Genomic DNA, 12,126 nt, shown 5'->3' with positions numbered 1-12,126 from the left:
ATGTGCTGGACTTGGTCGTCGAGATAATCGTCGCGAAGGGACGCCCAATGCGGCTTCGCGAAATGTACGATGCCGTTACTGCTAAGGGCATTACGCTGATAGGGACAAATCCTGTCGCCGTGCTTGGAACGATGATGTGGCGCGGAGGAAGGGAACGGAGGCTTATTAACCTCAAGGGATTCGGTTACTGGCCACGACACCTGCCTTTTGCCCCAGCCGCCTATGCCCCGGAAGCGCCATCCACGGAGCGCGGAGCCTAGCTTCGTTTCCATGGAGCCGCGGCATGGCAGTGAAATGTCCTGGACTAGCCCTCTCGAGTAAGCATCATCGGTAGTTGCAACTCCTTGTAGCCCGCCCGGCCGCCCCGGGTTTGCGTCCGTAAACCGAGGCATTCCGCCCGGCGAACTGACGGAGAGCCACATGGCAAAGAAATCAAAGCCTCATACTTCGGAGCCGGCGGACGCAGAGCCCAAAGCGACCAAACAGGACATCGTCCTAGGTCTGCTGCGTCGGCAAGAAGGAACCAGCATCGCAGAGATCTGCGAGGCGACCGGCTGGCAGACCCATAGCGCCCGCGGATTCATGTCGGGCGCACTGAAGAAACGCCTCAAGATCGAAGTGATCTCGGAGAAGAATAAGACCGGCGAGCGCCGATACTTTGTCGCCCCACTCAAGGCGAGCTAATGGAAGCAAGGAGGGTCGAGGTACTGCCCTCGACCCGTACCAATTACACCTTCACGTAGATTGAACTGCGCAATACAGTCAGCGACTGCGCCTTGGGGGAGGCCGATGTGGCGCGACGACGAGCGGGGGGATCTGGACTGTGGACGCTGATCATCGTTGCGGTGATCATTGCGTGGTTCACTGGTCGCTCGAGCACGCCGAGTGTTGTTCTGCCTAATGGACCAGCCGTGGCAGAGCGTTCGACGCCGAACTCGATCGAAATACTCCGGCCCGTCGACGAAACACCGACGACAACCGCACCAACTGCGACCGTCGCCTACGTCACCGCCACCACGCTGAACGTTCGTGCTTCGCCAAGAAAGGACGCCGCCAAGTTGGGGACGCTGGCTCGAGGCGATCGCGTCACGGTCACCGAGGTTCAGGATGGCTGGGCAACTCTGCGGCTACCGTCAGGTGAGACGGCCTGGGCTAGCGCCGAGTTCCTTTCATCGTCTCCGCCAGCCATTAAGGCTCCAGCACAGCCACCAGCCAGCGCCGCGACACTGGGACCCAGCAGATCGGAAGCTGTACGTGGGCTCATGGAGGCGTCGATGCAGTCATACGGTGGCAGCTGTCCCTGCCCGGAGAACCGCGACCGAGCTGGCCGTCGGTGCGGTGGGCGAAGTGCATGGTCCAGAGCTGGCGGAGCCCGGCCGCTCTGCTACCCCTCGGATGTTACCGAGGCGATGATCGAGCGATATCTGTCCAGGCAATAGGTGACAGGCGCAGCGACGACGTTAACCGGAAATTTACCTGTTCCAGACAGGTTAGGTTAACAAAGCGTGAAGGCCTCACTGTGCTTAAGCCTCTTCTCGGTATTGCCGCACTCGCAATTTCAGTGTCGTCAAGTTCGGGTGCGGACCGGCCAGCCGGCCCCCTACCCGACCGGGCCAAAGCGCTCACCGTCGCCGCGCGGTCGATTGATGTTCCCGGGACGGAAGCACCCGCGCAGTACACGCTTGAATGGCAGCGACGTCTTCTTGCCTTCCAGCTCGCGTACACGTCCAAGCTTGGGGCGGCGTCCTATCTGATCGATGCGACCGAGACGGGAAGCATCACTCGAGATCGATAACGTCCATTGGTTCAAACGTGACGAAGCGCTTCGTCCCGCTCGTCACCCCAATTGCAGTCCTTGGGGCGCCTACACCAGCCTTCAGCCAACATTGCTTCTGCTTCGTGACGAAGCTGAACGCGACACAGCTTTTCGTCCCGATGCAGGTCTGGCGGCAGTCCATCAACGTGTCAGCGTCATGCGCTGGGCCGGTTTGGAGGTCGCCCCCTGGGTAGTCGATGCCCTTCGCCACGTCCACGGTCGGGTCGATTGCGTCGACGCTGAACACAGGCGGCTGACCCTCCCGGAGCAAGACCCCTGAAATCGCATCCCGGTAGGCTTCTGGACGATCGGTCGAGCTCTTGAGAAAGCAGTTGGGGCCCTTCTTGAGGCTAGGGTTCGCGTTGAAGGTGAATGCCTGGCAATAGTTATTTTCCATGCACGCGGTCGCGCATTGAACCGCGTCGGGCATGCGGGAGCTCTGCAGGTCGCTGCCAAAGAAGTCGAGGCCTTGATAGAGGGCGAGCTTCGCGCCCGACACGGGACGGGCGGAACTTGGCTCCTCAACGGCGGGCCGGTGACCGGGTTCGGGCATTTGCGGCTGCTCTACCGCCGCTGCCATCCGGTTGATTTCCATGCTTTCGACTTCCGCCGCCGAGAACACGTACATTGAGTCATTGGGGGTTCGGAACATTCTGGTCAGAACGGGCGTGGGGACGTCGAAGTCCTCGAGAGCGTCGAGGATGTCTGCGGTGCTGTATTGAATACCGCTCGGATCAGGAACGTCCGAAGCCATTTGGTGAACGCCAAGCTCGCCAGAGGCGAGCCGGTTTTTGCCGGCCAGAAACACGAAAGCGCAAGCCGAGTAGCAGCCGAACCCCTCTGGGATGAACGTGCTCAGCCCCAAGCGATGGATGTCGTCAGCGAGGATGAGCGAACTCGCAACGAGGCCCCCAGGGCTCGCGAGCACGACGACGCTGGTCTTGGGTCGTAGGTCAAGCGCACGCCGAAAATCCAACGGAGTACTGACGCCGATTTCGCCATCCATCAGGACCGCATCTTCGACCTCGTCAAGCACGACAAATGCTCCGACGCGCTCATCTGCGGCTGCAGCGACGGCACACGCAGCGAGGAACACAAGAAATAAACCGAGTATCCTGCTAAACAACGACTTTCCCCCAACACCTCAGCGTATGTGAGAGGTCCGTGCCGATCAAGTTCACGCTGCTTGATTTGGCGAGGCCCGAAGTGTCTCGCTGGAGCGACGGTATCGCGCTTCGATCATCCGAGGTACCTGCTTTCGCGATGCCATGTCAGCGCCTCCGTAGCGGGAGCTGCCGCTAGCGTCTTGGGTGGCCTGAGTTCGGTGCCATGTAGATCGTAGTAGTGCTTGCCGTTGTCGAAATCCTGCTTCAGACGCCGGCTTACGACGAAGCGCTTATCCTCGTCGACTGAGACGTACCCGAGGTCGAACAGCTTGTGGATGTCGGTGCGTAGCAGGAGGCCGTTGCCGCCTTCATGAGCACCGCCGTCTGCATAGGATCGGATGTGCGCGGCATCGAGGATGGGTAGAGTCTTTTCGCCACTAACCGCGCAGCGTCTGTCGTAGGCGTCGGTGACGAGCATGCGGAATGCGCCCTGCCCTAACCGAGGCTTCACCAGCACTGGCGTGCCATACCGCGCAAGGTCGGATTGCCGATCGACTGGCACGAGGTCGGACGGTCTGTCGAGCACGGCTCGCCACAGGCGCCCGCCATCTACCTCATCGGTGTCGTACCCTCGGCCCACAACGATGTTGGATGCCCAGCTATCCGGTATCGGGATCCAGTACTCCTGGGGCCAGAAGAACGGCGACGTCAGTATTCTGCATCCAATGACCGGATCGGATCGATCGGCGACCAGCGCGTCGTCCCTGCGATACTTCGCGATGCGCCCGCGCATCGCGATCAGTGACGAGACGCCGTTCTTCGATCCGAACGCCTCCCAGGCAAGGGACAGCGGGACGTTCGATGCGTGCGAGAACACGCCGCCACCGACGATGAAGTTTCTCGGCGCGTGCAGTTTGAAGAGGAACAGCTCACCTGGCTGTAGTGCGCGGAAGTTTGCCCTGCCGCTCGGCGCCCAGAAATTTACCTCGTCCGGCTGTGCGACGGAGAGATTGTCGAACCAGTCCTGATCTGTGACGCCGACGAAGATGTTGACCATCCGCGCATAGTGTTACGCGGGCTGCACGGCGGCAAGGGCGCGAGGGGTACACGTTCGCACTTGGCCCAGCCGACATTCGGGCCAATGTTGGCGCAAAGCGCATACTTCAGTTCGGTGGAGCTTGCCGCCGCCGTGATCAGATACTCTAGGCCCTTCCCAGCGGCAGATCGGCAATGTAGCAGGGTGAAGACTCCCATTCGCTGTTGACGAATTCACGCTAAGCAAACTAATTCAACTTAACTATTGGTTGCCGCAGCAAATTTGCCGGGTGCAATGCAGTGACCACGACGATATCGGCTGCGATTTATGAATGGTTGCCGATCAACAGCGACGCAGACTATGATCGACTGGCGGCCCTTCTAGAGCCCGATTTCGGTCCGCAGGAGGTATCCCTAAAACTCAAAGGGTCGATATCACCGGCGGTACGGGGTGTACTCATTGAGCGCGACTATGTCGACAAGGACTACCGTAGTACATTCTACCACTTCTATGCCAAAAAGGGACGGCGCTACCGGGACGACTGCGTTCGCCTGCATCTGTTTGACGAAACGGTTTCCTTCGATGCCGACAAACTGGACATACACAGTGCGGGGGAGTCCGTAAGGGACCACTATTTTGGCTATCTAGTATTGCGCCCGACAATAACAGGCACGATAGGTCGGTCGATCCTGCCGCCGGACGTTCGGACGGGTGCCAGCGGCATGGTAATCCAGGCTAGACACAAGGTGAGCTTGCTTGGCTACTCCTTGACGGTCTGGGGGTTCCCCTCAATGGCGCAGCATACGGATATCTCAGTCTGCGCCCACGTGTCCTGCTGGGCCATCCTGCGCCACTACAGCCGGGTCTTCCCGCAACACCGTGAGGTCCTAATTCACGAAGTCACCAAAATGGCGAGCGCCTTCGACCCTGGTGGACTAACGCCGTCCTTGGGCCTCAACGTCCCACAGGCCGAGCGCATCTTTCAGGCGGCTGGGGGCTATCCGCTGACGGTTCGCAAATCTCCGTCGGATGAAGCAGAATTCTACACGCAGATGCTGGCGTATCTAGAGTCCGGCTTTCCCCTGTTCATTGCGATGCATCGACAACAGCATGCGGTCGTCGCAGTAGGTCACGCTTGGCGAACCCCTGCGCTGGCGCCGCCGCTGTCAAACAGCCACGCCTGGGATCAGGTCGCCTCGGTTCTCGTCGTTGATGACAATCATTTGCCCTACCGGGTGATCGAAGTCGGCAAGGCCACCGCCCCGCCGCTGCAGTATACCACTGGCAACTTTGATAGTTTTACCGTCTCCCTGCCAGACAAAATCTTCTATCCCGCCGACGCGGTTGCGCGGCAGGCTGTCGCCGCGTCGAAATTGGTGGCGCCGGTAATTCCTATGCCTGCACAAGACGAACTCGTCCTGCGCTATTTTGTGACGACGATCTCGGACCTCAGACGCTACGCCAGGGACAATCAGTCTCAGATGGGCGACAAGCTGGTGGCGGCCATCATGCAGTTGCGCACGGCCCAATACGTATGGATGGTGGAGTACGCATCCGCCGCCCAGTGGTCGGCGGGACATATCGCCGCTCGCATGATTTTGGACGCGACAGCCAGTCCAAGAGATGCAGTTCCTATGTGGATGGTCCATGGTCACGACAAGGCGATCTTCTTTGATCGCAGTTCGGCGGCCAGCGGAGCGAGCGTCATAGAACTGGGACGGTCAGGCGGCCCGTTAGGGCGGATGGAGCAAAATCTCCGCCCGGTTAGACCATATGTGTAGATTGCCATGGAACCCGGAGGCAAAACGGCAATGAAGGACCGATTGAAAGACTACTTACTGAGGCAGGGCGCCAAGGCCCTCAAGCCGGAATTCCTAGAAGACTACATCACGGAAATGAACGAGCAGGTGATCCCCAATATCGTTGAAGCGGTGCAAGAACGCGAACTGTTGGCCGCCGAGCTGCGGTACTCCCCAACGGCGACGCAAGGGACCGCTCGCAAAGATACTGCCGATTAGCTGACCCGATCCCGCCGGAACCGCGCGTAGGCCGCACTTATTATGGCTTCCAGCGCTTCTGCTCCGCCAGCGTCAAGCTGGGGATCTTCACGAAGCAGCTTGCCAACCATAGCCAATGGCTCTGGTGTTGGCCGCTCTGCTCCCATGAAATCGACCGGATCAAGTCCTGACCAAGCCGACAGAGCGGTCAGGCTAGCGCCGTCGGGCTGTCGCCCGGAAGCCATCCGAGACAGCGTCGACTGCGACACTCCGGTGAGCACACTGACCTCTTTCCAGTTCGTGTTTCGAGCAGCGACCGTGGCGCTCAGCGCCCGATAAAACGACTCAAAGTCGAACCGATCCTTGTCCACTAGCGCCTTCTCCGTGACTTGCGATTTAGCAATTGCATTCCTGATCGGCAAGTGTCATATAGTTGCTCATTCGCAATCGGTTGTCAAAGGAGAATGACCATGGCGGAAGAAGCTATGACCGGTGGTCCCGAACACGCCGAGAAGGGCAAGCCCCCCAAGACGGTCGAAATCGAGGTCAACGGGCGTGAAGTCACGATGCCGGATAAGGATGCGACGGGTCTGGAGATCAAGCAGGCAGCTGTAGATCAGGGTGTTGCGATCGAGATCAACTTCGTGCTGCAGCGGGAACTGCCAAACGGCTCGAGCGCGATCGTTGGCGATGCCGACGTGGTGAAGCTGCATAAGCACATGAGCTTCACTGCAATTGCACCGGACGACAATTCCTGAGGCGCAACGACCATGAACACGGAAGTCGCGAAGGCGGTGGAACAATTGTGCAAAGCCTTTCCGTCGTCGGTTGTCGAGGCAACCGATGACGGCCAGGGCGGTGCGTATGTATTTCTGTCTGATATGGATCTGGGCGAGCGTTATGTGCCGCGGCTTGCTTGGCTCGGCGCACAACTTCCGGCGCTCTATCCCTATGCGGACATCTACCCAGTGTTCATGAATCCAGCGGTAGTGCGAGCAGACGGCAAGCCGTTCGAGGCTCCCGTCACGCACGGCGCAAACTTTGCAGGTCGCCCCGCGATACAGATCTCGCGTCGCAACAACCATGCGCAGACTTACCCTCAGCCGGCCGTAGCGAAATTCCTAAAAGTGCTCGATTTCCTAGCGAGGCTGACATGAATCGCACGTGTGATCTGACCATTTCCCGTGAGGACTACGACCTGCTTCAGGCCCATCTATTTCCAGGGGACGGCGACGAACATGGCGCGGTACTGCGCGCAGGTGTGGTCAGGACGAACGAGAGACTGCGGCTTGTCGTGCAGCATGTCGCCTTGGCCCAGTTCGGCAGCGACTACGTAGTCGGAACGATCGGGCATCGAGCGCTGCATCCGACCTTCATTCATCGCCAGATCGTCGCCTGCCGCGACCAGGGCCTTGCCTACCTTGCTGCTCACAATCACAACGCCGACGACCGCGTGCGCTTCAGCGCCATTGACATCGCCTCTCACGAGCGCGGTTACCCGGCACTACTCGATATCGGCAAAGGTGTGCCAGTCGGAGCACTAGTATTCGGACGACGCTCAGTCGAGGCCGACCTCTGGTTGCCGGGTGGTGAGCGCCTTTCACTGGGCGAATGCCGAGTGGTTGGCGGAACGCTAGAACGACTTTATCCTCAGCCGCCAAGCTGGCAGCCAATCGACAAGTCATTTGACCGACAGGTGCGCATGTTCGGAGCAAAGGGACAGGCCGTACTCAAACACAGCAAGGTCGCAGTTATTGGTTTGGGCGGGATCGGATCGCTTGTCGCGGAGTTTCTCGCCCGGCTCGGTATCGGAGAACTCGTGTTGGTAGATCCTGATGTGATCGAAGATACCAACCTCTCTCGAGTGGTTGGTGCCGCAGACACAGACCTAGCAGGGCCAGCGCTCAAGACTGGGATCGCCGTTCGTCACGTTCACGAGTCGCGCCCCGATATTGGCGTGGAAGCGATCGCCGATGATCTTGCCAAGCATGCCGTCTCGATGCGGCTGCGGGACTGCGACTACATCTTTCTTGCCGCCGACTCGATGCGCGCGAGATTGGTCTTCAATGCGCTTGTGCATCAATACGGCATTCCTGGCGTGCAACTAGGTGCAAAGGTCCGGCCGGGCAAGGATGGGCTGTTGGCGGAGGCGATGGCAGCTGTGCGCCATGTACGGCCGGGCACGGGGTGCCTATGGTGCAACCAGTTGATCGATCCGACGCAACTAGCGCTAGAGGCTAAGACGGACCAAGAGCGGCGGGACCAAGCCTACGGAACATCCGAGCCCAACCCGAGCGTTATTACCCTCAATGCCGTTTCTGCGGCGCACGCGGTAAATGACTTCCTGTTCTACTACCTAGGCATGAAGTCGGAGCCTGCCGCCGGTGACTTCCAGCACTTCCATTTCCTGACGGGCAAGTCCCCCTACGTGGTGCCGCGACGGGACGCCGATTGCGGCGAGTGTAGTCGCGAGGGACGATACGGTAGGGGCGATGCGATGCAATTGCCCGGTATCGACAGCTAGAACTGGTAAACACTTGCAATCCTGCGCCTCCGCATTAAGCACGCGGTGGGGGCGCAATGAATCGACTCGACAACATCATCAGGAATTTCGCACGCGGCCGACGCCCCTTCTGGGAGGCCAAGCAAAGAATTGCAGCTGCGATCCTCGCTGAGCCGTCCCTAGCGATGAGTCGCTTGCCATCGGTGTTGGCAGACCAACTGTTCGCGATTGGCGTCGAACCATGGAAGTATCTATCCTTCGACGAAAAGGACTTCCGCCTGCTGTCGCGGCTGAAGTCGGCTGGAACAGTGGTCGCCGCCAATCTTGCCGGCTTGCTTCACACCTACCTTGAGACGAATGTTTCGCGGATCCGGCGCGGCGCGCGCATGGAGAAGGCTGTTTCCGACGCCATTGTAACGGACGAGGTCACCGTCGACGTTCTGGCGTCCGACGGCGACAAAAACGACATCGAGATGCTGCTGCGCTGGAGAACCCTGGCGGGCCTCTTCGCCGCTTCCTCGGAAGCGTTGATCGAGCAGTTACGCCTTGCTATGCGGGCTGGCTGGGCTAGGCGAAAACTCCTGTACCCGTTCGTCTACTACGCTTTGAACAACGTCAACGACCGGTTCTTTCGGTCCTTCCTTGGCTACGCGCTCTCGGGCACGGAATCGAAAGCTGAGACCGACGTCATCCGCCTTCTCCTGCGAGATGAGATCGCGACCGACGATCCAGCAGCCGTCAGATACTACGTTGCCCTCAATATGCATCCATTCGATGCCGCGGACCTGTTCCTCACACAAGTGGAAACCGTCATCGCAAGGGGGGAAGCGCTGAGCGACGAAGAGGAGGCGCTCTTCCGGTTTCTCGGCGAGCAGGCAGAGTATGCCCGCGCCAGCACGCTGTTTGCGCTCCTCAGAGGGAAGCCTGTGCCGTTCCTAGAGCGTCCGGTCGCCGCGAACCTTGTTCCGGTCGCGGGCGTCTCCGCCGTTACCGCTTCAGCCATCGCGACCCTGCTCGACTGGAATGACGATGCGGAGCTTCCCGACCTGCCCGGGGTGTTCGGCGAGCTGATCAAGATGTGCAGGTCGCAGTATCCGTCCGCTACCGACCACGAGTTGATGGTCGCGAGGTTGACGAAATGGCGGTTCACCGAGGCGGGTCGTTTCCTAAACGGACTATTCAACGCCTTCTACATGGTGCCGCGTCGCGAGACCCTCATCGAGCGCCGCGAAGCACTGAGGCTCGTGGGCTACCTACGCGGCTACTGCCCATTCGTTGCCAGCGTCCCGGCAGGTGACGACATCGTAACCCTAGGGCTCCTGAAGTCCGAGATCTCCGATGGGGAGATACTGCTGCGCAGTGCTGCGACGATCGCCGAGCCTTCGACCTATCGTCGACGTCACTGGATCAACGCGGCGCAGTTTCATCTCCGCGAGCCGCGTGCGACGCCTCGGCTGGGTCTGTGGATGGCGATGGTCCGGCGGTTCTTTGACGTGCGCCCGGCCTACATCACCGGCATCGACTGGGAGTGGCTCACGCGCCTCATGGAACTGGTGCGGATTGGCCCCTTCTACGGAAATGTCGACGGTTGCTTTGTGTTGCTTCTGCAGTTCGTCGAGGACAAGGCCGGTGGGCTGGACAAGCTAAAGACCGCCATTGAACCGTTGGCAACGGCGAATTCGTCCATCACAGCGTTTGTCCAGTGGCTGATCGACACCTACACTGATCAGGCGACGGCGTTCGCACGCTTCCTGCTAACGCCGGAGATTATCCTTCGCCTTCGTCTGGCGCCGAACTATACGGCCGCATTAAGCAGCCGGCTCGCCGCGCTTCGAACTTGCGTTCGCGTGACGGGCTTTAGCGATTTGCTCACCGAGCAGCAATACGAAGTTGAATCTCGGACTCTGACATCGGCGATCATGTTGAAGCGGGTCGGAGGGGCACAGTTCTCGATCGCGTGGGAGGTGTTGCGTCGCGACGTGTTGACGGAGGAAGCGATCACGTTCGAAAGCGTACGACCTTTCATAGGCGCTGCGGATTCCAACCCGATCCTTGGGCGCGCGCGAATCGAAGTGCCCTATAGCTTCAGAAATGGTGCTGTCGCCAAGTACAGCCTCGAGAACCGTCAATGGCCGCTCGCTGTGGTCCAGCTGCAGATTATCGAAGCCTTCCTTCGGCATCCGTCTACCGGGCTAGAGCTCATTCTAAGCACTCGCTTCCGCCACGACACCCTTCGCCGTGAGTTCGCGCGGGCGTTGGACCACTTGTCCACGATGCGAATACCCGGCGTGTTTGCGGACGAGCAGCGCGAGATCGTGAGCGGGATAGGCGCTGCGATCTATCCCGCCGTTAGTGGCTGGCTCGATGAGCGCATGCAGACAAAGCGGGCCGGCCATGAGGGAGCCCTGTTCGACGTCGTGCCAACACAGACCGAGCTCATCGAGCTTGTGACTGGGGCAGAGTCCACTGTTGACCTCTCAGGGCTGATCGACTCAGTTTTCAGCTGGTTGAAGAACCGGCTCGAGCCCCAGGTTGCTCACGCGGCCAACGAGTTCCGAACGGAGTTCGCTCGCCGGGTCGAGGATGCACTGACTGTATTTGCGACTGCCAAGCGGGCTACGAGCCCGCGTCCGGAACAGTTCGACAAGGTGATAGCGGCTGCTCGGACCATGATCCAGCACACTACGCAAGAGCTGGTGACTTGGTTCTCCACCGGCGGCGACCACCAGAAGCCGTCGATGAGCATCGCAGAGATCAAGCTCGCCGTTGATGGTCTCTACGAACAGGAGCGCGCCAGCAACCGCCTTCGGGTTACCGGTGCAAATAGCGCCGGCGCATCCATGACGCTTCCTGCCGAAGAGACCCGCCTTTTCTTCGATCTCCTGGACGAAGTCGTCGCCAACGCTACAAAGTATAGCCACCGGCAACGGACGCACGTCCGTGTCAGCGTTTGTCTGAAGCCAAATGGCCGCTACCTGCGGTTCTCTTCGTTGTCCGGGCCCGCTCAAAACAGCGCTTGGAAAGTGGCCGGAGAGAAATATCTCACAACATCAGAGGCAATCTTCGGAGAACGGGGCTCCGGGTTGCCCAAGATCGCAGCTCTCGCGGCAACTCTCAACAATCGTCCCCTTGAGGTAGACGCAGTGCAGCGAGCTGGCTCCTTCCACCTTATTATGCCGATGGACGAACCGGCATCATGAGCGGTGCCGTTCTGATAGTCGAGGATACCGACGACAAGTTCACCGCGGTGGCGTTGGTGGTCGCGGAGTCGTTTGACAAAGCGGTCTCCATCCGGCGGGCCGCGACAGTCGTTGAAGCTGAGGAGCTTACGGCCATTGAGGACTGGAAGTTGCTTGTCCTGGACATCTCGATGGACATTGTCGCCAGTCGGAGCGGTCGCTCTCAGAATGGCCACGCCTCGACGGGTGGGATGGCCGTGCTCGAACGGATGTACCTCTTGGGCCGGGAGGTGCCGACGGTGATCGTGACGGCCTTCGACGCGTTTCGGGCGACGGCCTCGCAACGCGAAGATGATGGGATCCTTGGTCTCGAAGACATCAATCGCAAGGCCCAACAAATCCTGGGTGAAAAATTCCTCGGCTCCATCCGCTATGGCGCCGACGGGTGGGAGAATGCATTGCGTCAACTTCTGCGAACGGTCCGCTGAC

At 59.8% G+C, this 12,126-nt stretch carries 12 protein-coding genes; 9 read left to right on the top strand and 3 right to left on the bottom strand.

Going from position 1 to position 12,126, the window contains the following annotated elements; all coding sequences use genetic code 11:
• Positions 1-420 precede the first annotated feature (420 nt).
• Both AC1DV8_RS01755 and AC1DV8_RS01750 read left to right on the top strand, forming a co-directional pair.
• Complete coding sequence (locus AC1DV8_RS01755) at positions 421-684, top strand: DUF3489 domain-containing protein (RefSeq protein ID WP_477156238.1); 264 nt, start codon at positions 421-423, stop codon at positions 682-684.
• 107 nt (positions 685-791) lie between these two features.
• Entirely contained in the window at positions 792-1,439 is a 648-nt protein-coding gene (locus tag AC1DV8_RS01750; protein ID WP_477156237.1) for an SH3 domain-containing protein, read from the top strand.
• A gap of 339 nt (positions 1,440-1,778) precedes the next feature.
• Here AC1DV8_RS01750 and AC1DV8_RS01745 read toward each other — a convergent pair whose 3' ends face one another.
• The gene (locus AC1DV8_RS01745) at positions 1,779-2,852 is read right to left on the bottom strand and encodes a PAN domain-containing protein (protein WP_477156236.1); all 1,074 of its coding nucleotides are present in this window, start codon (positions 2,850-2,852) and stop codon (positions 1,779-1,781) included.
• A 203-nt stretch (positions 2,853-3,055) separates the two neighbouring features.
• Positions 3,056-3,979, bottom strand: a complete 924-nt coding sequence (locus tag AC1DV8_RS01740; RefSeq protein WP_477156235.1) for an HNH endonuclease — start codon at positions 3,977-3,979, stop codon at positions 3,056-3,058.
• Positions 3,980-4,257: 278 nt separating this feature from the next.
• Here AC1DV8_RS01740 and AC1DV8_RS01735 point away from each other — a divergent pair, with 278 nt between their 5' ends.
• Positions 4,258-5,739: a hypothetical protein gene (locus AC1DV8_RS01735; RefSeq protein WP_477156234.1), complete on the top strand. Its 1,482-nt coding sequence runs from the start codon at positions 4,258-4,260 to the stop codon at positions 5,737-5,739.
• A 30-nt stretch (positions 5,740-5,769) separates the two neighbouring features.
• Positions 5,770-5,976, top strand: coding sequence for a hypothetical protein (locus tag AC1DV8_RS01730; RefSeq protein ID WP_477156233.1), 207 nt, complete (start codon positions 5,770-5,772; stop codon positions 5,974-5,976).
• On the opposite strand, the gene AC1DV8_RS01725 is transcribed toward AC1DV8_RS01730, so the two are convergent.
• Positions 5,973-6,326, bottom strand: coding sequence for a helix-turn-helix domain-containing protein (locus tag AC1DV8_RS01725; RefSeq protein ID WP_477156232.1), 354 nt, complete (start codon positions 6,324-6,326; stop codon positions 5,973-5,975). The genes AC1DV8_RS01730 and AC1DV8_RS01725 overlap by 4 nt on opposite strands.
• A gap of 99 nt (positions 6,327-6,425) precedes the next feature.
• Between AC1DV8_RS01725 and AC1DV8_RS01720 the strand changes: the two genes are divergently transcribed.
• The 5 genes from AC1DV8_RS01720 to AC1DV8_RS01700 are packed head-to-tail and all read left to right on the top strand — an operon-like array spanning position 6,426 to position 12,125.
• Positions 6,426-6,713 carry a multiubiquitin domain-containing protein gene (locus AC1DV8_RS01720; RefSeq protein WP_477156231.1) on the top strand — a complete coding sequence of 96 codons (288 nt, stop codon included), beginning with the start codon at positions 6,426-6,428 and terminating at the stop codon, positions 6,711-6,713.
• Between the two features lie 12 nt (positions 6,714-6,725).
• Positions 6,726-7,112: a hypothetical protein gene (locus AC1DV8_RS01715; RefSeq protein ID WP_477156230.1), complete on the top strand. Its 387-nt coding sequence runs from the start codon at positions 6,726-6,728 to the stop codon at positions 7,110-7,112.
• Positions 7,109-8,479, top strand: a complete 1,371-nt coding sequence (locus AC1DV8_RS01710; RefSeq protein WP_477156229.1) for a HesA/MoeB/ThiF family protein — start codon at positions 7,109-7,111, stop codon at positions 8,477-8,479. Before AC1DV8_RS01715 ends, AC1DV8_RS01710 begins: the two co-directional genes overlap by 4 nt.
• A gap of 56 nt (positions 8,480-8,535) precedes the next feature.
• Positions 8,536-11,658: a hypothetical protein gene (locus tag AC1DV8_RS01705; RefSeq protein WP_477156228.1), complete on the top strand. Its 3,123-nt coding sequence runs from the start codon at positions 8,536-8,538 to the stop codon at positions 11,656-11,658.
• Positions 11,655-12,125 (top strand): hypothetical protein, encoded by a 471-nt coding sequence (locus AC1DV8_RS01700; protein WP_477156227.1) that lies wholly within the window; start codon positions 11,655-11,657, stop codon positions 12,123-12,125. The genes AC1DV8_RS01705 and AC1DV8_RS01700 overlap by 4 nt, the downstream gene beginning before the upstream one ends.
• The last annotated feature ends 1 nt before the right edge of the window (position 12,126 follow it).

Source organism: Devosia sp. P3_B2, assembly GCF_056402875.1.
This window is presented reverse-complemented; position numbering and strand designations above follow the sequence as displayed.

Coding starts and splice junctions, on each gene's coding strand:
- AC1DV8_RS01720 (WP_477156231.1), top strand. CDS start 6,426: ATGGCGGAAGAAGCTATGACCGGTGGTCCCGAACACGCCGAGAAGGGC.
- AC1DV8_RS01705 (WP_477156228.1), top strand. CDS start 8,536: ATGAATCGACTCGACAACATCATCAGGAATTTCGCACGCGGCCGACGC.
- AC1DV8_RS01715 (WP_477156230.1), top strand. CDS start 6,726: ATGAACACGGAAGTCGCGAAGGCGGTGGAACAATTGTGCAAAGCCTTT.
- AC1DV8_RS01730 (WP_477156233.1), top strand. CDS start 5,770: ATGAAGGACCGATTGAAAGACTACTTACTGAGGCAGGGCGCCAAGGCC.
- AC1DV8_RS01755 (WP_477156238.1), top strand. CDS start 421: ATGGCAAAGAAATCAAAGCCTCATACTTCGGAGCCGGCGGACGCAGAG.
- AC1DV8_RS01700 (WP_477156227.1), top strand. CDS start 11,655: ATGAGCGGTGCCGTTCTGATAGTCGAGGATACCGACGACAAGTTCACC.
- AC1DV8_RS01740 (WP_477156235.1), bottom strand. CDS start 3,979: ATGGTCAACATCTTCGTCGGCGTCACAGATCAGGACTGGTTCGACAAT.
- AC1DV8_RS01710 (WP_477156229.1), top strand. CDS start 7,109: ATGAATCGCACGTGTGATCTGACCATTTCCCGTGAGGACTACGACCTG.